The following is a 23,561-nucleotide window of genomic DNA, read 5'->3' as shown; positions in this document are numbered from 1 at the left end:
TCGGCGTCGCCGGGCTCGGGTGGATCGCCCCACCCGAGCCGCGGGCGCGAACGGGCCGCGTCCGCACCGCGAACGGGCCGCGATCAGGCCGCGATCGGGCGGGCCGGCAGACCCGCGCCCGCTCTCGCCTCGGCGAACGAGCCGAGCAGCCGGTCGTGGATGGCGCCGTTGGAGGCGACCAACTCCCCGTCGCCGGGCTTCCAGTCGTCGCCCTCGAAGGTGGTGGCCCGACCGCCCGCCTCGCGGACCAGGATCGCGCCGGGCGCCCAGTCCCACGGACCGCAGCGCTGCTCCCAATAGGCGTCGAGCCGGCTCGCGGCCACCCAGGACAGGTCGATGCCGGCGCAGCCCAACCGCCGCACGTCACGGGTGTCGTTGACCACCGACAGGAACTCGGCCAGGTTGTTGTCCGGGTCGGTCGCGCGGGACGGCGGGAAGCCGGTGGCGATCACGCTGCGGCCCAGGGTGCGGGTGTCCGAGACGTGCAGGCGTTTGCGGCCCTCGTACGCGCCGCGCCCGGCCTCGGCCCAGTACGTCCGACGTCGCGTCGCGTCCGCGACCACGCCCAGGGCGAGTCGTTCGCCGTCCCAGAACGCGATCGCGCAGGCGTAGTGCGGCAGTCCGTGCGCGAAATTCGTGGTGCCGTCGAGCGGATCGACGAACCAGGTCGGGCGGTTCAGGTCCAACTCGGCCAGCCCGCCACCCTCTTCGCCGACCACCGCGTCCTGTGGATAGTGGCTGCCCAGCCAGGCCCGGACCAGCTTCTCCACGCGCAGATCGGTCGCGGTGACCAGGTCGGCGGACGACGACTTGAGCCGGATCCGCCGAGGTCGCCCGGCCCGGCGAATGACCTGGGCGGCCTCTCGGGCGACGCGCAGCGCCGCAAGCGTACGGGGGAGGGGGAAGACCACGGTGACGCTCCTTGCCTACGGCGCTCGATGAAACCGATGCCCGATCGACCACGGAGCACCCACCGGCCCCACACCCGACCCACGCCCCTCGCCCCACGCGAAGACCGCCCCGACACCGACTCGCCGCCCTGCAACTCCTGGCCCCGACATTATGTCGACCCCCACCTCCCATCACCACCGAGTTGGCCCGCGCGCCCGCCTCGTGCGGTCGGCCGGACCCGGGCGCGGGGCCGCAGCGCGGTCGTCGCCGCGGGTGCGGGCTCGGCCGCGCACGGTGGCGGAGCCGTCGGATACCCGCCATCGGGTGCGCGGCAGCCGAGTGCGGGGTTTGTGGGGGTTCGGGGTGGTAGTTCGCATGGGGTGGGTTGAGGTGGGGATGGTGGGTCATGATGAGGGAGTAGTGGTATCCGTGCGGTCGGAAGGTGCGAGCGTTCGGCGGTCGGGTTCGGGGTGGGTGGGGCGTCGGCGCGCGTGACAGTCGAGGAGCCCCCCATGGCACGTCCGGTTGGTATCGACCTCGGTACGACGAACTCGGTGGTCGCGGTTCTGGAGGCCGGTGAGCCCACCGTCATCGCGAACGCGGAAGGGGCTCGGACGACACCGTCGGTGGTCGCCTTCGCGAAGAACGGCGAGGTCCTGGTCGGTGAAGTGGCCAAACGCCAGGCGGTGACCAACGTCGAGCGCACCGCGCGGTCCGTGAAGCGGCACATGGGCGACAACACCTGGCACTTTCCCGAGACCGGCGACATCGACGGCAAGCGATACACCGCCCAGGAGATCTCCGCGCGGGTGTTGCAGAAGCTCAAACGCGACGCCGAGGCCTATCTGGGCGAGAAGGTCACCGACGCCGTGGTGACGGTGCCGGCGTACTTCGACGACGCCCAGCGGCAGGCCACCAAGGAGGCCGGGGAGATCGCGGGCCTCCAGGTGTTGCGGATCGTGAACGAGCCGACGGCGGCGGCGCTGGCGTACGGGCTGGACAAGGTGCGCGACCAGATGATCCTCGTGTTCGACCTGGGCGGCGGCACGTTCGATGTGTCGCTCCTGGAGATCGGCGAGGGGGTCGTGGAGGTCAAGGCCACGCACGGTGATACGCATCTCGGCGGCGACGACTGGGACCAGCGGGTGATGGACCACCTGGTCAAGCAGTTCAAGAACGCGCACGGGATCGACCTGTCCAAGGACAAGATGGCCGTACAGCGGCTGCGGGAGGCGGCGGAGAAGGCCAAGGTCGAGTTGTCCGGCGCCACCGAGACGTCGATCAACCTGCCGTACATCACCGCGTCGCCCGAGGGCCCGCTGCACCTGGACGAGAAGCTGACCCGGGCCCAGTTCCAGCAGCTCACGGCGGACCTGCTCCAGCGCTGCCGGGCCCCGTTCCACGCGGCGATCGACGACGCGGGGATCTCGGTCGAGGAGGTCGATCAGGTGGTCCTGGTCGGCGGGTCGACCCGGATGCCGGCCGTGAGCGAGCTGGTCCGGGAGCTGACCGGCGGCAAGGAGCCGAACAAGGGCGTCAACCCGGACGAGGTGGTGGCCGTCGGTGCCGCGCTCCAGGCGGGTGTGTTGAAGGGTGAGGTCAAGGACGTCCTGCTGTTGGACGTCACCCCGCTGTCCCTCGGTATCGAGACCAAGGGCGGCATCATGACCAAGCTGATCGAGCGCAACACCACGATCCCGACCAAGCGTTCGGAGATCTTCACCACGGCGGACGACAACCAGCCGTCGGTGCAGATCCAGGTGTTCCAGGGTGAGCGCGAGATCGCCGCGTACAACAAGCGGCTGGGCATGTTCGAGCTGACCGGCCTGCCGCCCGCGCCGCGCGGGCTGCCGCAGATCGAGGTGATCTTCGACATCGACGCGAACGGCATCGTGCACGTGTCCGCGAAGGACCTGGGCACGGGCAAGGAGCAGTCGATGACCATCACCGGCGGTTCCAGTCTGCCCAAGGACGACATCGACCGGATGATGCGCGAGGCGGAGGCGCACGCGGAGGAGGACCACCAGCGGCGGGAGACCGCGGAGACCCGCAACCAGGCCGAGCAACTGGTCTACAGCACCGAGAAGTTCCTCGGGGAGAACGGGGACAGGGTGCCGGCGGACGTCAAGGGCGAGGTGGAGACGGCGCTGACCGCGCTGCGCGAGGCGCTCGCGGGCGAGGACACGGCCGCGATTCGCGAGGCGGCGGAGCGGGTGAGCACGGTCGGTCAGAAGCTGGGCACCGCGATGTACGCGAACGCCCAGCCGGGCGCGGCGGGCGCGGGCGGTGCGGCGGGCGGCACCTCGGCCGAGGCCGGCGTCGACGAGGACGAGGTCGTCGACGCCGAGATCGTCGACGACGACAAGCGCGGAGGTGGGACCGCATGAACCGGATCTCCCCCGGCCCGGGACTGCTGCCGGTTCCGTCCGGGCAGCCGCCGTCGCCGATCCTGGCGTCGCTGCTGGCCGAGATCGCGGCGCAGCGTGAGCAGGTGACCGAGCGGGTGGACGAGTTGTGCCGGCTCCGGGCGGACTACGACGGCTATCGCCGGCACGTGCGCCGGGACCGGCTGGCCGTGCGGGAGGCGGCGCTGGTCAATGTGCTCACGCCGCTGTTGCCGGTGGTCGACGGCTTCGACCGGGCGCGGGCCGCCGGTGATCTCACGCCGGGGGTGGCGAGTGTCGTCGACGCGTTGGCGGACACCCTCGCGGCGCTGGGGCTGCGGGCGTTCGGGGCGGTGGGCGACGTGTTCGACCCGTACGTGCACGACGCGTTGGCGTTGCGCGTGGTGGCCGGGGTCGATCCGCCGATCTGCTCGACCGTGCACGAGCCGGGGTATCGGGTGGGCGACCGGCTGCTGCGTCCGGCCCGGGTGACGGTGACCGGGCCGTCGGCGGCGGGTGCGCGATGAGTCGCCGGCGGGTGGTCGTATCGGGGGACGTGCAGGGCGTCTACTTCCGGGACACGTGCCGCGGCACCGCGGAGCGGCACGGTGTCGCGGGCTGGGTGCGGAATCTGCCGGACGGCACGGTCGAGGCGGTGTTCGAGGGCGCGCCGGACGAGGTCGCGCGGATGACCGCGTGGACAGGGCGCGGGCCGTCGCTCGCGGTCGTCGACCGGGTGTACGTGTACGACGAGGATCCGGCGGAGGAGGGGCTGGTGGGGTTCGAGATCCGCCCGACTCCGGCTCTACGGCAACGATGAGCGGGCCGGCCGCGTGAGCGGGTGGGTCGGCTGCGTGAGCGACTGCGGTAAAACTACCGATTCGTGGTGGATTGAACCATCCTGGGAGAGGGGGTGAACGCGGCGGCGGCGACGGAGTGGACCGACGGAGTCGGGGGCTTGGAGGCGACAGGTATGCAGATCGTGGGATGGCACGTAGAGATGGAGTTCAAGGAGGACGGGAAGCGGACCGAGGCCGCGGCGCTCCTGCGCCTGCGCGACGGTACGGAACTGCGCTCGCACGCGCACGCCAGCCGGTATCCGGACGACCCGGACCAGCCGGCGGTCGGCGAAGAGCTCGCCGCGGCGCGGGCGTTGACCGACCTGACCCGGCAACTGCTGGACAAGGCGGCGGGTGAGATCGAGTCGTCGACGAGTCGGCCGGTTCACGCGCTCGCCTGAACGACGCGGGTTCGACCGCGCTCGACGGGGCCGGTGTCGGCCGGCGGTTTGCCGTCGGTCGGCGCCGGCTCGCGCGCGCCTCGGCCGGGGCGGCGGGCCCGCCGATGACCGGTGGTGGGCGGTACGCGCGTGGGGAATCGGCTCGCCCGCGCAGCCGGGATGATGCCGGATGCCGGCGCTGGGGGCGGGTGGCTCCCGTGCGTCTTCCGGGCGTTGAGGGCCGTCGTGGAGAAGGTGGCTCTGCCGCCCGACCGGGGTAGCGGGCGGATGGCCGGTGGTGGCTGTTCCCGTGTGGGTTGCGGGGGTGAGGGCTCTCGGTGGGCGTCGGATCCGTTGCCGGATCGGGACGGCGGGTGGATGGCTGGTGGTGACTGGTTCCCCTGTGGAGTGCGGTGTGTTCCGGGGGATTTGGGTGGGTAGTCATCATGCTGATTGCCGCACGTGATTGATTGATTACCATGTGTGCTTGCCGGGTGGGTCGTGGTCTGCGGTGGCGGGGGTAGAGCAGAGTCGATGAGTGTGGCGATCGAGGTACTCGTGATCACCCCGGTTCGGATCTATCGCGACGCCACCGTGCGGGCGCTCGCCGACGAACCCGCGTTGCGGCTGGTCGGCTCGGGTGGCTCCGCCTCGGAGGCGGTCGCCGGCGCGCGGCGGTTGCGCCCCTCCGTACTCCTGCTGGACCTGAGCACGCCGGACAGCATTCCCGCGATCCGCGCGATCCGACGCGGGACGCCGGAGACCCGCCTGATCGCGATGGGCGTGGACGAGTCCCGCGACGACGTCATCACCGCTGCCGAGGCGGGCGTGGCCGGATTCATCGGCCGCGAATACTCGCTCTCGCAGACCGCCGCCGCGATCATCGGCGTCGTGCGCGGCGAGGCCTCGTGCAGCCCGCGGATCGCCGCACTGCTGCTGCAACGCGTACAGTCCCCGACCGTCGCCGCGCAGCGCATGTCGGCGCTGCCCGAGACGCTGACCGCACGCGAGCGGGAGATCCTGTTTCTGATCGCCGAGGGCAGGACCAACCACGAGATCGCCCGGGATCTTTCCATCGGCCTGTCCACGGTCAAAACCCATGTGCACGCCGTACTGCGGAAGTTGCGCGTCCCGCACCGTGAGGCCGCCGCCGGCCTGCTGCGGGCGACACCGGCCGGCGAACCGCTCGGCCCCGCCCGGGTGGAGGCCGACGGCGCACCGGATCGAGCGCTCGGCGCACCGCGCGCCGTACCGCCACCCGTGTGGGGCTCGCGCGCGCCGCGCACCCGGCGGGCACCGGACCACGAACAACCCGCCGGCGGCGGGCCCGCGGCCGGGTAACCGGGCCGCCGGGGGCGCGCCGGACCCACCCGATCGGGTGGACAACGCTCTCCATCCGAGGTGGAGGCCGGCCGAGTCGACCGGCGGTGGAGGTCTACTTCCGCGCTCGGCAAAGATCGAACCGGCGGGTGGATGACGCGCTTCGGGCCGATGATCAACGATCGCGGCATGGCCGTCGCCGGCTCGATCGGTTCGAGCGCACCCGTGTTGACCGACCTCTCCGACCTGGAGCGGTGGATCGCGGACGTGCTGGCCCGGGCGGTGCAGGCCAACGGGCCCGAATCGGACGAGAGTTCGCTGGAACGCCTGTACCCCTCCCACGAGGAGGTGCGCGCGGCGCTGGCGGGTGCGCCCCGGCCCGCGCCGGTGCTGATCACCGGGCCGCCGCTGCCCGCCCACCTGGCGCTGCCGCTGGCCCGGCGCGGCTTCGACCCGTTCGACCTCGCCGCGCTCGCGCTGATCCTCGCACCCGAACTCGACCCGGCGTACGGCCGGGTGATCGCCTGGCTGCAACGCGACTCCGGGCAGCCGTACCCGACGCTCGACCTGCTTGCCCGCCTGTGCTGCGAGACCGGGCAGGACCGGGCGGCGGTCGCGGTACGGCTGTCCACCGCCGGTCCGCTGCTCCGGTGCGGGCTGGTGGAGCCGGTCGGCGGGCGCTCCGGACCCTCCTACGCGGGCGCCGTGCGGCCCTCGGCGGTGCTGCTGCGCCGGTTGTTCGCGATCGGCCGACTCGACGACGCGCTCGCGCCGTTCGCGACGGTGGACGCGTACGCGCCGGTCGACGCGCCCGACCCGATCGCCGCCGCCGCGCTGGTCGCCCGGCTCGTCGGCGACGCGCCCTCGCTCACCCACCTGTCCGGCGCGCCGCCCGCGACCTGCCTGGACGTCGCGTGGTGGAGCGCGGCGCGGGCCGGCCGGCGGGTGCTGACCGCGCGGCCCGAAGCGCTCGCCGACCCGGCCCTGCTGCCCGGTCTGGCCGCCGAGGCGCTGCTGCGCGAGGCCGTCCTCGTGGTGGACACGCACGCCGGCGGCCCGCCCGACGCGGTGTGGGAGCGGTTCACCCACGCCGTCGTGGTCGGCGGCCCCGACACGCTCGCGCCCACCGGGCCCCACGTGCCGGCCGAGCGGGTGGCCGCGCTGTCGGTCCGCCGGGCGGTCGGCGTGCCCGGGGGCCTGGCCACCGCCTTGGCCGCACACGGCGTCGAGGTCGCGAGCACGCCCGGCGCCGACCCGCCGGCCGGCTGGACCCACCTGGCCGGGCCGGAGTTGCGGCACACCCTCGACGCGGTCGCCGCCCGGGCCCGCGGTCGGGCCGAGCCGGGCGCGCCGCTGCGCACCACCGCGGCCGAGGTCGTCGACGTCGCCGCCCGGATCACCGGAGGCGAACTGGGCCGCCTCGCCACCCGGTTGGGCACCTCCGACGACTGGTCCGCGCTGATCGTCCCGGACGACGTCGGCGCGCGGCTGCGCGATGTGTGCGCGCACCTGACCGCCCATCGCACGGTGCTCGACGCGTCCGGCTTCGCCGACCGGCCGGGCCCGGGTCGCGGCGTGTCGGTGCTGTTCGCCGGACCCAGCGGCACCGGCAAGACGTTCGCCGCGCGCCTGGTCGCGGGTCGGCTCGGGCTGCCGCTGTACCGGGTGGACCTGGCGTCGGTGGTGTCCAAGTACATCGGCGAGACCGAACAGAACCTGGACGCCGTCTTCACCGCCGCCGCGCGCACCGACGCCGTGCTGCTGTTCGACGAGTGCGACGCGCTGTTCGGCAAGCGCAGCGAGGTGCACGACGCGCGCGACCGCTACGCCAACCTCGAAGTGGCCTATCTGCTTCAGCGGTTGGAGGACCACGACGGGCTCGCGGTGCTGGCCACCAACCTCCTGCACCACATGGACGACGCGTTCATCCGCCGGTTGACCTACTGCGTGCACTTCCCGTTCCCGGAGGCCGCCGAGCGGCGGCGGATCTGGCAGGGCGCCTGGCCGGCGGCACTGCCCCGGGACGTGGACGTCGATCTGGGCGAACTGGCCGAGCGCTACCCGCTCTCCGGCGGTCACATCCACAACGTCGCGGTGGCGGCGGCCCACCTGGCCGCTGCCGAGGGGCGCGTGGTGGACCGGGCGGCGGTACTCCGGGCGATGGAGCGCGAATACGACAAGATCGGACCGTCCCCGCAGGCCCCCACCACGATCGGGGCGCGGTGATGGCGGCGCCGATGAAGGCGGGGGGCACCGCTGCGCACCTGCCGGCCGAGTTGGAGGCGCGGGCCGAACGGGCCCGGCCGCTGGACGCCGCGCTGCGCGGTCCGATGGAGCGTTCGTTCGGTACGTCCCTGGGCGACGTGGTCGTGCACACCGACGCGGACGCGGCGGCATCGGCCGACCGCCTCGACGCGAAGGCGTACGCGGTCGGTCGGCACGTCGTGTTCGGCCCCGGACGCTACGACCCGCACTCGACGGTGGGCCGGGCGCTGATCGGCCACGAACTCGCGCACGTGGTGCAGCAGCGCCGCGGCGGCCCGCAGCCGGGACCGCGGGGCGTGCACCCCTCGGGCACCGCCGCCGAGGGCGCCGCGCACACGGCGGGTGCCCGGGCCGCCGCCGGCCTGTCCGCCCCGGTCGCGGCCGGCACCGCGCCGGGCGTGTCCCGGGCGCCGAAGAACGACCCGGAGGACGAGGCCCGGCTCGCGGAGGTCAAGCAGCGGAACCGCTCCGACGCCATGGTCGCCCTGGGCACCGCCGAGGGGACCGGCCTCGAGGTCACCGGCCTGGTGGACACCGTGATCGGCCTGGACTACGCGGCGCACGATGTGGGGCGGCTCGGCGTGGACAAGGCCGCGTCGGCGCTGGGCCTGTCGGCCGACGACAAGAAGACGCTCCACACCGTGTTCGACGTGGTCACCGGCGGCGCGGTGCTGGACGCCATCCGGGAACGGGCCAAGGCGTCGGGCTGGGTCGACCCGCTCACCGGCGCGCCCGCGCTGTCGCCCAAGGTCACGGCGGCGGGCAACTGGGCCGAGGCGGAGTACGACAGGCTCACGGGCAGCCACGCGATCGACGACGGCAGCCTGTTCACCGAGCGGGAACTGGCGCAGATCGCCACCTCGCTCGGCCTGCAGACGGCACTGGCGTTCACCGGCGTGGAAGAGGTTGCGCTGGTACTCAAGGTGTTGGGCGTGGCGACCTCCGTGAAGGGGATCCTGGACGCGATCAACGCCGATCCGGAGCACTGGCCCTCCGACTCGCGGTTCTGGATCCAGGTCGTCGGCGCCGTCCTCAACGTAGCCGGACTGGCCGCCTCCTCGGCGGGCAAGCGGCTGGCGGGGCTGCTCGTCGACGCCGCGCTGACCACCCTGGCGACGGCTCCGTCCGTGCTCAAGTTGTGGGGCGACTGGAAGAACGCGCAGGGTCCGGACCGCGACGAGGTGCTGAGGAAGGACCTCAAGGAGGTGTTGCGGGCGTTGGCGGCGGTGCTGCACCAGATTTTGCTGCGCGCGTCGAGCCACCGGCGATCGAAGACCCCGGGCGGTCCCGGCGGTTCCGGGACGGAGGAGCACGGCGGGCCGCCCGCGAAGCGGCCGCAACCGGCCGCAGCCCCCCACCCGACGGATGCGGCGCCGCCCGTACCGGCCCGCGCAGCCGCGCCCGCCTCGGCTCCCCCACGCGGCCCGCCACCGCGCCCGCGGCGCCCGAGCCGGCCGCGAAGTCGGGCGGGACAACAGGCGGTAGGAAGGCACCCGGCAGGAAGTCGCCGGGCAAACCGAAGACCAGGCCCGCCGACACCGAGGCCGGCCCACCCGTGGCGGGCACGAACCCGGTGGGTCCCTCGCCTGCCGAGCCCGCCCCGGCGGTGAAGGCCGGCGCGAAGAGCCCCGGAACGACAGGCACGGGCACGACCGGCGCGGGCCCGAAGAGCATCGGCGAGAGCACCGGCGCGGCCAAGCCGACGACCGGCGGGAAGACCACGGGCGACACCGTGACGGGTGACACCGCGACGGGCAAGGCCCCCACGAAGAAGGCCCCCGCCAAGAAGGCGGCCGGTGGGAAGGATACGGGCACGAAGAGTACCGCCGAGAAGGCCGCCGCGGGGCGGCCCGCCGACGGCGGGGCCGGGCCGGCCGGGGGCGGATCCGTCAAGACGACGGACCTCGCCGCCAAGCGACAACTGGTCAAGGACGTCCGTGCCCGGGCCAAGGCGCTGCGCGAGGAGGCGCGGAAGGACCCGTCCGCCGTCGACCGGTTGCGCGAGCTGTACGAGGGCCAACCCGACCACGTTCTCGGTGCGTTGAGCGACGATCCGGTGGCCGCGCAGGTCCGGGACCGCCGCCGGGCGCAGCAGCAGAAGGACGAACTCGCCCGGATCGACGCGAGCGACTCTCGCCCGCCGCACGAGGCCACGGTCCGTGTGCTCGACCCCAACGGGCGCGTCGTGCACAACGAGTCCCTGCGCAGCGGCGGCGTCACCCCCGAACAGCGTGCGGCACGCGGACTGAACCGGGCCAACCAGGACAGCCACACCGAGGCCAAGGCGGTGGCGCGGGCCCCGCTGACGGCCGGTCGGCGGATGTACATCACCGGCCAGTACGACCCGTGCGGCTCCTGCCGCGCCGCCATGCAGGCGGCGGCCCTGCGCAGCGGCGGGCGGATCAACTACTGGTGGCCCGGCGGCCCACCCGAAGGCATGTGGTTTCCGCTCGGCTCCGGCGGTGCGCGATGATCGACATCCTCGACCTGATCATCCGCGAGACGCTGGTCGCCGGCGTGCCCGGGCTGACCGGCGCCCGGATCGGGTTCCAGCCGCCCGACGACGACTGGCGGCAGCGGGTGGGCGCGAGCCAGGGCGTCTGGGTCAACTGCGCGCTGGTCGATCTGCGCGAGGACCGGCACATGCGGCAGAACATCCGACAGCGGATCACCACCGGCGCGGTCACCGTGGAGCGGCCCGAGCCGGCGCGGATCCGCTGCCACTACCTGATCACGGCGTGGAACGCGGCCAAGGACAGTCCGCAGATGCCCGCGACCGAGCAGGAGCACATGGTGCTCGGCGCGGTCCTGGCCGTGTTCCTGCACGCCGACCCGCTGGTCGCCTCCGCTGTGTTGACACCCGATCAACTGGTCGGCGTACCCGAGGTGTTGCGCGAGGCCGAACTGCCCGTCGAGGTGGTGCCGCCGGAAGGGTTCGGCAAACTCGCCGAGTTCTGGGGCACGGTCGGCCGGGCCACCTCGTGGCGCCCCGCCGTGTACCTGATCGTCACCATGCCGGTCCCGGAGGCGGACCGGCGGATCGACGGCGTGGTGCACACGGTGCTCACCTCCTACGAGGGCACGCCGCCCGACGGCCCTGCCGAGCAACTGGCCGACGTGGGCGGCCTGGTACTCGACGCCACGGCCGGTCCGGGGGTGCCGCCGGTGCCGGTGGCGGATGCCCGGGTCGTGCTGCTCGACGCGGCGGGCGGCGAGGCGGTCCGCGCCCGCAGCGGCGCCGACGGGCGCTTCGTGCTGGTCGAGGTGCGGCCGGGTGCGTACACCGCGCTGGTCACCGCCGCCGGACTGCCGCCACCCGCGCCCACCCCCGTTCAGGTCCCCGGCTCCCCCGACGCGCTGATCGAACTGCGCTTCACCTGATCACCCGATCACTGAGAGGACGTCCGCCATGGCCGTGCAGGTCTCGTACCCCGGCGTCTATATCGAAGAGACCGAGCCCGCCGCGCCCATCCAGGGCGTGTCGACCAGCGTCGCGGCGTTCATCGGGATCACCGCGCAGGGGCCGATCGCCGAACCCACCCTGGTGACCAGCCCGGACGCGTTCACCGCACTGTTCGGCCCGCCCGTCGACGGCGGCGACGTGCCCTACTATCTGCCGCTCGCCGTGGACGGCTTCTTCCGCAACGGCGGCACCCAGTGCTTCGTGCTGCGCGTGGGCACCGCGACACCGGCCGGGATCGACTTGCCGGGGCGGGCGACGGGGGCACCGGCCGCGGCCAGGGCGGTGGCCCGCCTCGACGGTCCGGACGGCGAGGGCGGCTCGGTGCGGATCGCCGACTCCAGCGCGCTGGCCGCCGCGTTGACCGCGGCCGGCGCCGGTACCGACCTGGCCGTGGCTCGGGGCAGCGCGAGCGTCACCGCCGTCGACGCCACCCGGCGCGTGCTCACCGTGAACGCGGTCGACGGCCTGGCGGTGGGCGATCGGGTGGTGGTGGCCAAGGGCACCGACCGGCAGACGGTGCGGGTGAAGTCGGTCCAGGCGCCGGACACGGTCGTGCTGGCGAGCGGCCTGTCGGGCACCGTCGACTTCGCCGGCGGCACCGTGAGCGGCGACGATCTCGCCGCCGGGGACACCGTTTTGCGACTGACCGTGCCCGCCGCGATCGCGCTGCGCCCACTGGTCCCGGTCGGCTCGTCCGTGCGGATCTCCGACGGCACCAACACCGAGTGGGGCATCGTCGCGGCGGTCTCCAACGACGCGATCACCCTGCGCAAGCCGCTCGTCAAGGCGTACCGGCTCACCGCGCCGACACGGGTGGCCACCGCCGAGTTCGACCTCACCGTCACCGACCGCAACGGCCGGGCCGTCGGTTATCCGGGCCTGTCCACCACCCCGTCGCATCCGCGCTGGTGGGGCGGGCCGACGGTGGCGAGCGACTACCTGCGGATCGTGATCGCGGCCGACGCGCCGATCCCGGCGGGCGATCCGCGACCCAGGGCCGGGACGTACGCCCTCGCGGGCGCCGTCGCCGACGTGCCCGCCACCTCCTGGGCCGACGTGGCGAACAAGATGCCCCGACACCTGAACCTGCTCCGCCCGATCGACGAGATCAGCCTCGTACTCGCGCCGGGTTGCACCGACACCGGCGCACAGCGGGCGATCGTCGAACACTGCGAGTCGCTGTACGACCGCTTCGCGATCCTGGACAGCCTGCCGGGCGTGGACGTGGTCACGGTCAAGGCCCAACGCGCAGATCTCACGGGTGCGCTGGACAAGGGGTTCGCGGCGCTCTACTACCCTTGGATCCAACTGCGCGATCCCGCCAAGCAGGCGGTGGTTCTGCAACCGCCGTCCGGCCACCTGGCCGGCATCTACGCGCACACCGACGCGACCCGGGGTGTACACAAGGCCCCGGCCAACGTCGGCATCGCGGGCGCGCTGGGTCTGGAACGGCGATTGAGCGACGCCGATCAGGGCCTGCTCAACCCCGACGGGGTCAACGCGCTGCGCATCCTGCCCGGACGCGGCTCGCCGGTGGTGTGGGGCGCGCGCACCACGACGGGTGATCGCAACTGGCAGTACGTCAACGTGCGACGGCTGTTCCTCTACCTCGAGGAGTCGATCCAACTCGGGCTGCGCGGCGCGGTGTTCGAGCCGAACGACCTCGAACTGTGGGGCAGGCTCCGACACACCCTCACCGAGTTCCTCACCCGGGTCTGGCGCGACGGCGCGCTGTTCGGAGCCAAGGCCAAGGACGCCTTCTTCGTCCGCATCGACGAGGCGCTCAATCCGCCGAGCACCCGCAAACTCGGACTGCTCCACATCGAGATCGGCGTACAGCCGGTCTACCCGGCCGAGTTCATCGTGGTCCGGATCGGCATCTGGGACGGCGGCGCGGAGGTCAGCGAGCAGTAGCGGGCGCGCGCGGCGCGACACCGACCCGCGGGACATCGACCGGTACGACACCGACCGGTACGACACCGACCCGCACGACAGGGCAACGACAGGCAGTGGAGGGCGCCGTGAGCACGGGCGATATCCAGGACCCCTTTGTCAATTTCAACTTCAAGGTCGAACTCGACGGGATCATCCGCGTCGGCTTCCACGAGGTGAGCGGCCTCGACGCGACGGTGGACGTGATGGAACACCGCGAGGGCGGCTGGAACATCACCCCGTACAAGTTCCCCGGCCAGGCCAAATTCGCCAACATCATGCTCAAGTGGGGCATGACCACCGACACCGAACTGTACGACTGGCACCGGCAGATCGTCGAGGGCGACATCGTCCGGAAGAACGGCGCGGTGCTGCTCCTGGACCGGCGCGGCGTGGTCACCTCGCGCTGGAACTTCGTCCGCGCCTGGCCGACCAAGTACACCGCCCCGCCGCTCACCGCCGAATCCAACGACATCGCGATCGAGACCCTGGAACTGGTCCACGAGGGCCTGGAGCGGGTGCAGTGACCATGTTGCGGATCGAACACGACTTCACCCTCCCGATCGGACTCCTCGGCGACGACGGCACATTGCATCGCGACGGCACGATGCGGCTGGCCACCGCCGCCGACGAGATCCTGCCGCTCGCCGATCCGCGCGTGCAGCGCAACCCGGCCTATCTGTCGGTGATCCTGCTCAGCCGGGTGGTCACCCGGGTGGGCGCGGTCGAGACGGTCACCCCGCGCACGATCGAGACGCTGTTCGCCGCCGATCTGGCCCACCTCCAGGGCCTGTACAACCGGATCAACAGCGTGGACGAGCCGGACACGTCGGCCGAGGGGTCCTGTCCGAACTGCGGCGAGGAGGTCCCTCCGGGCCACGAGCGCCTGGGGGGATCCGCGGATATCCGGTCGATCGGCTGAGGGAGGAGATCGCCTTCGTCGCTTACCACCTGCATTGGTCGCACGCCGAACTGATGGATCTCGACCACGCCGAGCGCCGCCGGTGGGTGGAGCGGGTGTCGGCGATCAACCAGCGCCTCAACGAGGCGGCGGGCGGCGGCTGAGGTCGCGGACGGATGCGTAGGGGAGCAGTGGTCGTGAACGTGGGTATGGGGAGAGGAGTTCGACCGTGATCGTCACGGGAGCGCGTCCGCCGTCGGCGGGGTGGCCAGTTCGGACGGCCGCCTCCTCGATGCTTGCCGCCGTTCGTGCCCGGGTCGAGCCGGGCGGCGGACGGAACCTGGGGACGCGGGTCGAGGGGCGGGTGTCCGGGGGCGCGTTCGTGCTGCGGGTGACGCCGCGTGCGCCGAAGGCCCCCAAGTCGCAGGCGATTTCCTCGCGGGTCGTGGACCTTCGGCGATGTGCGCACGTGCGGCTCGACGTTCGGGTGAGTCTGCCGCCGATGGTGGCGCTCACGAGGGTCGAGCGGGTCGACTCGGGTGGGGCGGACGGGTTCGGGGCGGTCGGCGGGCCGCCGGTGCCGGTGTTGCGTACCGGGTCTGCGGCAGTCGGTCGTGGCGTGGCCGAACGGGCGCGTGCGACTAGGCAGTTGTACGAGCGGGGCGCCGGGCACGGTCGGCGGATCGAGGAGCCGGGCGGGCGGCCGGCTCCGACCTCGCGCGGCGCGCGACCCGACCCGTCCGGAGCAGCGCCATATACACGACCCCGGAGCGCGTTGACGTTCGCCGCCCCCGCCCCACCCGCGCCCGCCCCGGCCACCGCGCCGGGGTATCCCGCCGATCCGATCGCCCGGGACCGGGCCGCGCAGCCGTACCGCGCCGCCCCGGCCGCGACCGCGCTCACTTCGGCGGATCTGCCGCGTCTGGTGGACGGCGTGGTGCGGGAGATCGACCGCCGGGTGCTCGCCCGCCAGGAGCGTCGGGGGTGGAGCCGATGACCGTCATGGAACGCGCGACGATCACCAATTCGGTCACCGGCAAGCTCACCCGCGTGTTGTTCAACCCGGAGGACTACACGGTCAACCGGGAGACCACCTACGCCCAACTCCCGGTCCCCGGACTGTCCGCGCCGATCGTGCAGTTCGTGCACGGCAACGCGCAGACCCTGGAGATGGAGCTGTTCCTCGACTCCCTGGAGGCGAACGACCAGGCGGGCGCGGGCAGCGACGTGCGGATCCTGGTGCGCCGCGTCGTCGACCTGATGGACATCGACCCCACGCTGCACGCGCCGCCCCCGCTGGTGTTCGCCTGGTCGAGCCTGACCTTCACCTGCGTACTGACCCGGGTCGCGCAGAAGTTCGTGATGTTCAAACCGGACGGCACCCCGGTGCGGGCCCGGCTGAGTGTCACCTTCAGCGAGTTCCGCAACGTGGACATGGAGGCGAAGGAGGTCAAGCGGCAGACCTCCGACTACACCAAGGCGCATACCGTCGTGGCCGGCGAGACGTTGCAACTGATCGCCTGGCGCGAGTACGGGTCCGCCGCCGCGTGGCGGCCGATCGCGTTGCGCAACGGGCTCGACGATCCGCGGGTGTTGGCCGTCGGCGACACGCTGCACATCCCGCGCCTGCCGTACCGGGATCGTGGTACCGACGAGGTCTTCGACGCGCCGCCGCCGGAGGTGCCGGCATGACCGTGTTCCCGCACTACGCCCCGGAGATGCGCCTGCGGTTCGCCGGGCGGCCCGCGCCGGCCGCGGTGCGCGGCTCGGTCACCGGGATCACCTGCCAGACGGGCATGGGCGACGCGGACCGGCTGGAGGTCTCGCTCGCCAACGAGGCGCTGCGGTGGCTGGACGATCCGCTGTTCGGGCTCGACACCGAGGTGGGCATCGCCCTGGGCTACGCGCCGGACGAGCCGCGCCGGTTGTTCACCGGCGACGTGGTGGGCAGCGAGGCGACGTTCCCCGCCGACGGCATGCCGATGTTGCGGGTGATCGCGCAGGACCGCCGGACCCGGCTCGCCGCCGCCTCGCCCGCGCGCTGGTTCGGGGTGCCGGTGCCCAAGCTCGGCGTGCTGCCGCTGCCGGACCCGGTGGTCGCTCCGCTGCTCGCGGTCGAACACGGGATGATCCCGCTGCTCGATCCGCTGGGCGCGTTCCTGTCCGCCGCCCTGGGTGTGGTCGACGTGGTGGCCTCGGTCGAGGATCCGAGCATGCGGCAGCGGGTGGTGCGGCGGCAACACTCGGAGACCACGCTCGACTTCCTGCGGAAGATCGCCGCGGAGAACGCGTGGGAGCTGATCGTCGAGCACGACAGCGAACCTTCGGGTTTTGTGCTGCGGCTGATGTCGCCCGCCGCGTATCTGTCGCCCGACGTGACGCTGCGGTACGGGAGTTCGCTGATCGAGTTCAACCCCCGGATCAGCACGGTCGGCCAGGTGGGGCGGGTCTCGGTGCGGGTGTGGCGGTCGGAGGTGGGCCTGGAACTGACCATCGCGGTCGGCTACGACTGGGATCGCCGGGCGCTGACCATCGAGGTGGTTCCCGGATTCCGGGGGCCGGAGGGTCGGGGCGGGCCGGCGCGCGAGGTGCTGCTCGTGGACGAGCCGGTGACCATCGCCACCGCGCCGCGACTGATCGTTTCCAGACTGCTGCCCCGGCTGAACCGGCGCACCACCGCGAGCGGTTCGTGTGTGGGCGACCCGCGGATCACGGCGGGTCGGGTGTTGCGGATCGAGGGTGTGGGGGAGACGTTCGGCGGCCTGTGGCGGGTGGTCTCGGCTCAGCACACGCTCGACGGCGGCGGCTACCGCACGTCCTTCGACCTGCGCAAGGAGATCTGGTTCGGCGGCATCCCGCCCGCCGCACAGGGCGCGGTCCGGGTACAGGGCGGGCTGTTGTCGCTGCCGGCGCCCAACTCGTAGGTGAGGGGCCCGATGTGCCGCCGACGGCGAATGCGGAAGGCGGAATGCCGACCGAAGTGCCGACCGAATCCGTTACCGACGACCACCCGCGCCGTGTGCGCGGACCGGACCGATGTTCCGACCGCTCGACCTCCCGGGAGGACCGGCATGTTCGAACCGCTCTTCGACGCCCTCGACGACATCCACGAGTCGGACAGCCCCCGGGTGACCGGCGTGGCGCCCGCGACGGTGGTGGACAACCTCGACCTGACCGGGGCCGGGCGCGTGCAGATCCGGTACGCGTGGTTGCCGGGCGTCGAGCCGTGGGCACGGGTGTGTGCGACGGTGGCGGGTGACGGGTCGGGCGTGTGGTTCATGCCGCAGCCGGACGACGAGGTCCTGGTCGCGTTCCGCAACGGCGACGTGCGCGAGCCGTACGTGCTCGGCGGGCTCTGGACGATGACCTCGCGCCCGCCCGCGGCCCTGCCCACCGACTCGATCACCAAGCGGGTGATCCGCACTCCCGTGGGCCACGAGATCGCCATCGACGACCTGGTGCAAAAGCTCACGCTGACCCACACCCTGGGCCACGCGATCGAGATCGCCGCAGACGGGATCACCCTGTCGGTGGCCGGCGGCGCGGCGAAGATCTCGCTGAGCGCGTCCGGCGCGGTGACCATCACCGGCACCCGCTCGGTGGAGGTGACCGGACTGGACGTGAGCGTCAAGGCCGGCAACGGCCTGACGGCGAACGCGACCCGGGCGGACATCCGGGCCGCCGCCACGTGCAGCATCCAGGGCGCGCTCGTGAAGATCAACTGACCCGCCGGATCGGGCCCGTGCCCACGACCCACCAGACGCGACCCCGCCACACCCGAGGAGGCAGCCGTGCCCGCAGCAGCGCGAGTCACCGACCCCACCGGCCACCCCGGCATGGTCGCGGGACCAGGCGTGGCCACCGTGCTGATCGGCGGCCTGCCCGCCGCCGTGCAGGGCGACATGCACGCGTGCGCGTTCCCGCCGCCGGCCGCGCACCCGCCGTCGCCGTTCGCCAAGGGCTCCGCGACGGTGCTCGTCGGTGGTCGCGGCGTGCTGCGGCAGGGCGATCTCGCCGGCTGCGGTGCGCCCGTGGTGGCCGGCACGCCGACCGTGCTGATCGGAGGTTGACGGTGGCCGAGCCGAACGCGCCGCTGAACCCGGATCCCGCGCGGCGCACCCCCGACGACGCCGCCGTGTTGGGGCGGGGTTGGGCCGCGCCCGCGCACCTGGATCCGCTCGGCGAGGCGGCGCAGGCGTCCGGGCCGGAGAAGGTCCGCCAGTCGGTGCTGCTGATCCTGGGCACCAGGCGCGGCGAGCGGGTGATGCGCCCCGACTTCGGCGCGGGCTTGGAGGACCTGCTGTTCGAACCGGTCACCGCGGCCACCGCCGCCGTGGTGCGACTGCGGGTGGAACGGGGCCTGATCGCCTGGGAGCCACGAATCGACGTGCTCGGCGTCGAGGTGTCGGTGGCCGACCGGGCGGCGGGCCGGCTGGACGTGGGCATCGACTACCGGATCCGCGCCACCAACACCTTCTACAACCTGGTCTATCCGTTCTACCTGCACGAGGGAGCAGCCAGGTGAGGACGCCGGACGGGCGTGCGGCGCTCGGGCGCGGGCGGGGTGGTGGCGAGGTGGTCGGCGCGTGCGGGCGAGGGAGCGGCCGAGTGGGGGCGTCGAGCGGGGGTGCCGCTGGGCGCAGGCGCGGGGTCCGTGGCGTCGGGTGGGTGTGCGGGGGCGGGCGGGTGAGGGTGTCGCGTGGGGGCGTTGCGGTCGGGTGTCGGTGCGGGGGTGGGCCGGGCGTGGACGTCGAGTGCGGGGGAGGGCGTGGCCTCGTGGGGGGGGTCGAGCGGGCGTGCCGCGGGCGGGCGTGCGCGTGAGGCGGTCACGTGCCGAGTGGGTGTGTCGCGGTCGGGTGGGGGCGCGGGCGAGGTGTCTGGGCGGTGTGTGGTGGGTGTGGGTGAAGGGGTGGGCTTGTGAGTGTGTCGCGTGGGCGGGGTGAGGTGGTGGCGGCTTTGTTGGCCGTGCGGAACGGGTGGGTGCCCGAGTGGCATCCGACTCCTGGGGGGCCTTCGATCGGGGTCGCGCACGGGCTCGGGGCGTTGTTGGCCGCGCTGGAGGAGCGGCTCACCGCGCTGCCCGATCGGCAACTCGCGGCGCTCCTGGACATGGTGGGGGTGTCCCTGCTGCCCGCGCAGGGTGCCGACACGACCGTGCTGCTGCAACCGCTGCCGGGCGTGCCCGACGCCCGGGTCACCGCCGGCTCGCGACTCGGCGCCACCGTGCCCGGACAGGACGCGCCGCTCGTCTTCGAGACCCAGGAGACGGTGGCGCTGGCCGGCGCGCCGCTGGTCGAGGTGTGGAGCGTGGATCCGGGCGCGGATGCCGCCGCCGACCACTCCGCCGACGTACTGGCCCGCCGTCCGATCACGCTGTTCACCGGACTGCGCCCTGCGGTACGGGAGTTGTACCTCGCACACGACACGCTGCTCGCGTTCGCGGGACGGGCCGTCGTCGAGGTGGCGATCGCCCTGACCCGCCCCGCGTCCACCGCGCTGCGGATCGGCTGGGCCTGGTGGGACGGCGCCGACTGGCGGCCGTTCGCGCCGTGGGGCGACGGCGACGACGCCTCCCGCGACGGCACCGCCGGACTGACCCGCTCGGGCACGGTGCGGCTGGTCGCCCCCTGCGCGACGGCCGTGACCACGACGGTCGACGGGATCGACGGCTATTGGATCCGGGCCCGGCTCGACTCCGCGCTCTCGGCGCGACCAGGTTTCGTGGTACCGGAGTTCACGCACATCCGGCTCGCCGCGGAGAGCACGCATGCCCGGATCGCGCTGTTCGCGAGCCCCGCGACGGGCGCCGGGACCACGGTCACCGTGCGTGCGCCGTACGGGACCACCGCGCCGCCGACGGTGACGCTGCATGTCGCGGACACCACCGCCGGCGTCAGGGAGGATGTGGCCGGGCAGCCCGACAAGCCGCTCGCCGTGGCGGGCGGGCACGAGGGCCACACCGTACGGTTCGGCGTCACCGTGCCGCCGACCGCCGCCGACACCTTCACCGCCGGCGCAGCCGCCCCGAAACCGGGCGTCGACTACTTCCCGCTCGACGACCCCGACGACCTCACCGCGCCGCTCGCCCTGGACGCCCCGCTGCACCTGGACCTGTCCCTGCGCGCCGGACTGGCCCCGGACAAGGCGGTCGCCGACGCGCAAGCCGTCGATCTCACCCGGGCGTTCACCCCGCTGGGCCCGGCTCCGGTACGCGGCAGCGCGTTCCACGTCGCGTGCGACGCGGCCTTCGGCAAGCCCGGTGCCCGGGTGACCGTGGTGGTGGGCCGACCGCGTACCGCGGCGGAGGAGGCCGACCAGCGCACCGGCGAACTGACCGGCGGGGTCCAGAACGCCAAGGAGTTCCGGGACAAGACGGTTGCCGACATCCGCGCCGTGGCGACGAAACTGGACGCGCTCACCGCCGTCACCGGCGACCTCGGCCGGGCCGTCGTCTCGCCGCTGTCCGGCGAGGACCCCGTCGGCTGGTACACCGGGGTCAAGACGCACATCCGCGACGCGCTCACCGCGCTCGGCACCGCCGCGCAGACCGAACCCGGCCTGTTCGCGGGCGTCGGCAGCGCCCGCGACCACGTCAAGGCCGCGCAGACCGCGGCCGACCCCGGCCCCGACCTCGCCGCCGCGCTGACCGCGCTCGGCGGCGCGCCGCGCGCAAGTGCCGCACTGCTGCTGGCCTCCGCCGATGTGGCGGCGCAACTGTCCGCCGGGGCCAGTGCGTTGGCCGCGCCGCGGGCCGCGCTCGCCCAGGCCCTGGCCGGCGGTACCGATGCCCAAGTGGTCGCCGCCCACGGGCAGTTGGCCGGCGTGCTCGCCACCGTGCTGGCCACGCCCACGCCCTACCTCGCGGACACGCCGCTGCCGTCGTTCCTCGCCGCCGACCCCGTCGCGTTCGTCGCCGATGTGACCACCCGGATCGGCGCGGCCAAGGCGGCCGTCGACACCCAGGTGCACAAGGCCCGCACGATCGCCACCGACCTGGAGAACCTGGCCCCCGAGGACCTGCTCAAGGCCGTCGCCGGCGCGCAGACCCCCAATCAGCTCACCGCCCCCGAGGTGACCTGGGAGTACTTCGACGGCACCCGCTGGCGGCCGATCGGCGCCGCCGGCGCCCCCGCCGTCCTCGCCCTGCAACGTTCGGGGGCGCTGCACTTCACCGTGCCCGACGACTGGGCGAGCGCGAGCGTCACCGGCGACGAACGCCGCTGGTTGCGCGCCAGGTTGGAACGCGGCAGCTTCTCGTTCCTGCGGCAGGTCAGCTGGACCGACAAGTCCGGTGTGCTCAACTTCCTGCCCGTGGTGGAACCGCGCCCGCCGATCCTGGACCGGTTCGAGGTGTTCTACCGCCACCTCGCCGGACCGGACGACCCGGCCCATACGCTCGCGCTCGACGACCACGTATCCACCGACCTGACCACCCGACTCGCCTTCCCCGGACTCGGCGCCACGCCGTTTCGACCGATGGCCGAGACCGCCCCGAGCCTCTACCTCGGCTTCGACGGCGAACTGCCCGCCGACCGCCTCGGACTCTACGTCGAACCCGCCGACGAGGACCCCGACGCGGTACCGGTGCGACCCACCTGGGAGGCGTACGACGGCACCACGTGGGTGACGCCGGCCACCGACGACGGCACGGAGGGGCTGACCCGCACCGGCGTGATCGGCCTGCTGTGGCCCGGCACCTCCGGCGCGCCCGGTGCCCCCGTCGCGGGCGCCGCCGACCACACGGTGACCCTGCTCGGGCGCGGCGCCGCGGCCCGATTCGCCCCCGGCGACCGGTTGTTGCTCACCGACCTGCGCGGCGGCGAGCCGGTGACGGTGGCCGCCGCCGACGGCGAGACGCTGACCGTGCGCGATCGGCTCACCCGCGCCTTCGCCGGCGGCGAACTCCGCGACGCGCCGCCGGCCCGATTCGGCACCCCGCGCACCTGGATCCGGGCCCGCTTCCCCGCCGAGGCCGACCCGCCCCGGACGGCGCTGACCGCAATGGTCCCGGGCGGCGCACGGGTGCGGCAGGTGCAGACGGTCACCGACGAGCTGCTCGGCTCGGCCGACGGCAGCGCCGGGCAGGTCTTCCAGGCCCTGCGGATCCCGGTCCTGGACGGCGCCGTGGTCGAGGTGCGCGAACTGGATGGCGACCGGGCCGCCGTCGATCTCCCGCTGCTGCAAAGGGAGTTGGGCGAGCGGGCGGCGGCCGCGCTGCGCCTGGTCGGCGACCCGCGCACCGGCCGGACCACCGAGGTGTGGGTGCGCTGGGACGAACTGCCCTCGCTCGGTCTGGCCGGGCCGGCCGATCGGGTGTACGTGTGCGACCACGCCACCGGGCGCCTGCTGTTCGGCGGCGACGGCCACGGCCGGGTGCCGCCGGTGGGCGCGGACAACATGCGGCTGCGCAGCTACCGCTCCGGCGGCGGCGCGGTCGGGAACGTACCGGCCGGCGCGATCACCCAGGCGATCAGCGCGGTCGCGGTCGGCGGGGTGGTCAACCCCCGTGGCGCGAGCGGCGGTACGGACGCCGAGCGATTCCCCGACGTGCTGCGTCGCGGGCCGGCGCTGCTGCGGCATCGGCGGCTCGCGCTGACCGAGGCGGACGTGGCCGCGCTGGCCCGGGAGACCGTGCCGGCGATCGCGGCGGCCCGCGCGCTCGGCGCCCGGGATCGACACGGGCGGGTGCTTCCGGGTGGGGTCCGGCTCGTGGTGGTGCCGCGCGACGGCACACAACGACCGCAACCGACCGGGGAGTTGTTGCGACGGGTCCGGGACGCGGTAAGCGCGCGGATGCCGGCGGCGGCGCGCCTGGTGGTCGAGGGGGCGCGCTATTTCCCGGTCGGGGTGACGGCGACGGTGCGGCCGACGCGGGCCGGCGACGCGGGGCCGGTGCGAGGCGCGGTGCTCGCCGACCTGGCGCTGTTCCTGCATCCGCTGGACGGCGGGCCGGGCGGGACCGGGTGGCCGTTCGGGCGCGGGGTGTACCTGTCCGATCTGGCGCGGCGGCTGGAGGCGGTACCGGGGGTGGACGTGGTGACCTCGTTGGAGCTGACCGTGGGCGGCGTGCCGGCCGGAGACGTGGTTCCGGTCGATCCGGACGCGATGGTGTGCGCGGGCCCGCTCGCGGTGCGGTTGGCCGGGGCGGGCGGGCGCACCGCGGGTCCCGGAAGGGAGTACTGAACC

At 73.5% G+C, this 23,561-nt stretch carries 21 protein-coding genes; 20 read left to right on the top strand and 1 reads right to left on the bottom strand.

Annotated features, from left to right (window positions below):
- Window positions 1–83 precede the first annotated feature (83 nt).
- The gene (locus B4N89_RS39725) at window positions 84–911 is read right to left on the bottom strand and encodes an inositol monophosphatase family protein (protein ID WP_078981389.1); all 828 of its coding nucleotides are present in this window, start codon (window positions 909–911) and stop codon (window positions 84–86) included.
- A 492-nt stretch (window positions 912–1,403) separates the two neighbouring features.
- Here B4N89_RS39725 and dnaK point away from each other — a divergent pair, with 492 nt between their 5' ends.
- The 20 genes from dnaK to B4N89_RS39635 all read left to right on the top strand — a co-directional run bounded on the left by dnaK (window position 1,404) and on the right by B4N89_RS39635 (window position 23,558).
- Window positions 1,404–3,278: a molecular chaperone DnaK gene (gene dnaK / locus B4N89_RS39720; protein WP_078981388.1), complete on the top strand. Its 1,875-nt coding sequence runs from the start codon at window positions 1,404–1,406 to the stop codon at window positions 3,276–3,278.
- The gene (gene grpE, locus B4N89_RS39715; protein WP_078981387.1) at window positions 3,275–3,802 is read left to right on the top strand and encodes a nucleotide exchange factor GrpE; all 528 of its coding nucleotides are present in this window, start codon (window positions 3,275–3,277) and stop codon (window positions 3,800–3,802) included. The genes dnaK and grpE overlap by 4 nt, the downstream gene beginning before the upstream one ends.
- On the top strand, window positions 3,799–4,095 hold the full coding sequence (locus B4N89_RS39710) for an acylphosphatase (RefSeq protein WP_078981386.1): 297 nt from the start codon (window positions 3,799–3,801) through the stop codon (window positions 4,093–4,095). The genes grpE and B4N89_RS39710 overlap by 4 nt, the downstream gene beginning before the upstream one ends.
- 153 nt (window positions 4,096–4,248) lie before the next feature.
- Complete coding sequence (locus B4N89_RS39705) at window positions 4,249–4,515, top strand: DUF1876 domain-containing protein (RefSeq protein WP_078981627.1); 267 nt, start codon at window positions 4,249–4,251, stop codon at window positions 4,513–4,515.
- Window positions 4,516–5,028: 513 nt separating this feature from the next.
- Window positions 5,029–5,835, top strand: coding sequence for a LuxR C-terminal-related transcriptional regulator (locus tag B4N89_RS53180; protein ID WP_078981385.1), 807 nt, complete (start codon window positions 5,029–5,031; stop codon window positions 5,833–5,835).
- A gap of 150 nt (window positions 5,836–5,985) precedes the next feature.
- Window positions 5,986–8,040 (top strand): AAA family ATPase, encoded by a 2,055-nt coding sequence (locus tag B4N89_RS39695; protein WP_143658247.1) that lies wholly within the window; start codon window positions 5,986–5,988, stop codon window positions 8,038–8,040.
- Between the two features lie 11 nt (window positions 8,041–8,051).
- Window positions 8,052–9,689 (top strand): DUF4157 domain-containing protein, encoded by a 1,638-nt coding sequence (locus B4N89_RS39690; RefSeq protein ID WP_161500972.1) that lies wholly within the window; start codon window positions 8,052–8,054, stop codon window positions 9,687–9,689.
- The gene (locus B4N89_RS39685; protein WP_161500971.1) at window positions 9,653–10,552 is read left to right on the top strand and encodes a hypothetical protein; all 900 of its coding nucleotides are present in this window, start codon (window positions 9,653–9,655) and stop codon (window positions 10,550–10,552) included. The genes B4N89_RS39690 and B4N89_RS39685 overlap by 37 nt, the downstream gene beginning before the upstream one ends.
- Window positions 10,549–11,460, top strand: coding sequence for a Pvc16 family protein (locus B4N89_RS39680; protein WP_078981381.1), 912 nt, complete (start codon window positions 10,549–10,551; stop codon window positions 11,458–11,460). The genes B4N89_RS39685 and B4N89_RS39680 overlap by 4 nt, the downstream gene beginning before the upstream one ends.
- 28 nt (window positions 11,461–11,488) lie before the next feature.
- Window positions 11,489–13,456 (top strand): phage tail sheath subtilisin-like domain-containing protein, encoded by a 1,968-nt coding sequence (locus B4N89_RS39675; protein WP_078981380.1) that lies wholly within the window; start codon window positions 11,489–11,491, stop codon window positions 13,454–13,456.
- Window positions 13,457–13,563: 107 nt separating this feature from the next.
- Window positions 13,564–14,001 (top strand): phage tail protein, encoded by a 438-nt coding sequence (locus tag B4N89_RS39670; RefSeq protein WP_078981626.1) that lies wholly within the window; start codon window positions 13,564–13,566, stop codon window positions 13,999–14,001.
- A 2-nt stretch (window positions 14,002–14,003) separates the two neighbouring features.
- On the top strand, window positions 14,004–14,396 hold the full coding sequence (locus B4N89_RS39665; RefSeq protein ID WP_078981379.1) for a hypothetical protein: 393 nt from the start codon (window positions 14,004–14,006) through the stop codon (window positions 14,394–14,396).
- A complete protein-coding gene (locus B4N89_RS53175) occupies window positions 14,318–14,539 on the top strand; it encodes a DUF6760 family protein (protein ID WP_414646467.1) in 222 nt (73 codons plus the stop codon). Before B4N89_RS39665 ends, B4N89_RS53175 begins: the two co-directional genes overlap by 79 nt.
- A gap of 65 nt (window positions 14,540–14,604) precedes the next feature.
- Window positions 14,605–15,372: a hypothetical protein gene (locus tag B4N89_RS48325; RefSeq protein WP_143658246.1), complete on the top strand. Its 768-nt coding sequence runs from the start codon at window positions 14,605–14,607 to the stop codon at window positions 15,370–15,372.
- A complete protein-coding gene (locus tag B4N89_RS39660; RefSeq protein WP_078981378.1) occupies window positions 15,369–16,067 on the top strand; it encodes a LysM peptidoglycan-binding domain-containing protein in 699 nt (232 codons plus the stop codon). Before B4N89_RS48325 ends, B4N89_RS39660 begins: the two co-directional genes overlap by 4 nt.
- Window positions 16,064–17,299 (top strand): phage late control D family protein, encoded by a 1,236-nt coding sequence (locus B4N89_RS39655; RefSeq protein ID WP_078981377.1) that lies wholly within the window; start codon window positions 16,064–16,066, stop codon window positions 17,297–17,299. The genes B4N89_RS39660 and B4N89_RS39655 overlap by 4 nt, the downstream gene beginning before the upstream one ends.
- Before the next feature lie 147 nt (window positions 17,300–17,446).
- Window positions 17,447–18,100, top strand: coding sequence for a phage baseplate assembly protein V (locus B4N89_RS39650; RefSeq protein WP_101897494.1), 654 nt, complete (start codon window positions 17,447–17,449; stop codon window positions 18,098–18,100).
- 66 nt (window positions 18,101–18,166) lie between these two features.
- Entirely contained in the window at window positions 18,167–18,445 is a 279-nt protein-coding gene (locus B4N89_RS39645; RefSeq protein ID WP_078981375.1) for a PAAR domain-containing protein, read from the top strand.
- A gap of 2 nt (window positions 18,446–18,447) precedes the next feature.
- Window positions 18,448–18,900 (top strand): GPW/gp25 family protein, encoded by a 453-nt coding sequence (locus B4N89_RS39640; protein ID WP_235619230.1) that lies wholly within the window; start codon window positions 18,448–18,450, stop codon window positions 18,898–18,900.
- A gap of 392 nt (window positions 18,901–19,292) precedes the next feature.
- Window positions 19,293–23,558, top strand: a complete 4,266-nt coding sequence (locus B4N89_RS39635; protein WP_143658245.1) for a baseplate J/gp47 family protein — start codon at window positions 19,293–19,295, stop codon at window positions 23,556–23,558.
- Window positions 23,559–23,561 lie beyond the last annotated feature (3 nt).

The organism is Embleya scabrispora (assembly GCF_002024165.1).
Classification (GTDB): Bacteria; Actinomycetota; Actinomycetes; order Streptomycetales; family Streptomycetaceae; genus Embleya; species Embleya scabrispora_A.
Note: the sequence above shows the minus strand (reverse complement) of the source record. Positions and strands in the feature narration are given on the sequence as shown.

Bases quoted from the DNA above. Each gene is read 5' to 3' on its own strand.
- B4N89_RS39655 (WP_078981377.1), top strand. From the start codon at position 16,064: ATGACCGTGTTCCCGCACTACGCCCCGGAGATGCGCCTGCGGTTCGCC.
- B4N89_RS39675 (WP_078981380.1), top strand. From the start codon at position 11,489: ATGGCCGTGCAGGTCTCGTACCCCGGCGTCTATATCGAAGAGACCGAG.
- B4N89_RS39680 (WP_078981381.1), top strand. From the start codon at position 10,549: ATGATCGACATCCTCGACCTGATCATCCGCGAGACGCTGGTCGCCGGC.
- B4N89_RS39660 (WP_078981378.1), top strand. From the start codon at position 15,369: ATGACCGTCATGGAACGCGCGACGATCACCAATTCGGTCACCGGCAAG.
- dnaK (WP_078981388.1), top strand. From the start codon at position 1,404: ATGGCACGTCCGGTTGGTATCGACCTCGGTACGACGAACTCGGTGGTC.
- B4N89_RS39710 (WP_078981386.1), top strand. From the start codon at position 3,799: ATGAGTCGCCGGCGGGTGGTCGTATCGGGGGACGTGCAGGGCGTCTAC.
- B4N89_RS39650 (WP_101897494.1), top strand. From the start codon at position 17,447: ATGTTCGAACCGCTCTTCGACGCCCTCGACGACATCCACGAGTCGGAC.
- B4N89_RS39665 (WP_078981379.1), top strand. From the start codon at position 14,004: ATGTTGCGGATCGAACACGACTTCACCCTCCCGATCGGACTCCTCGGC.
- B4N89_RS39695 (WP_143658247.1), top strand. From the start codon at position 5,986: ATGATCAACGATCGCGGCATGGCCGTCGCCGGCTCGATCGGTTCGAGC.
- B4N89_RS39690 (WP_161500972.1), top strand. From the start codon at position 8,052: ATGAAGGCGGGGGGCACCGCTGCGCACCTGCCGGCCGAGTTGGAGGCG.
- B4N89_RS39705 (WP_078981627.1), top strand. From the start codon at position 4,249: ATGCAGATCGTGGGATGGCACGTAGAGATGGAGTTCAAGGAGGACGGG.
- grpE (WP_078981387.1), top strand. From the start codon at position 3,275: ATGAACCGGATCTCCCCCGGCCCGGGACTGCTGCCGGTTCCGTCCGGG.
- B4N89_RS53180 (WP_078981385.1), top strand. From the start codon at position 5,029: ATGAGTGTGGCGATCGAGGTACTCGTGATCACCCCGGTTCGGATCTAT.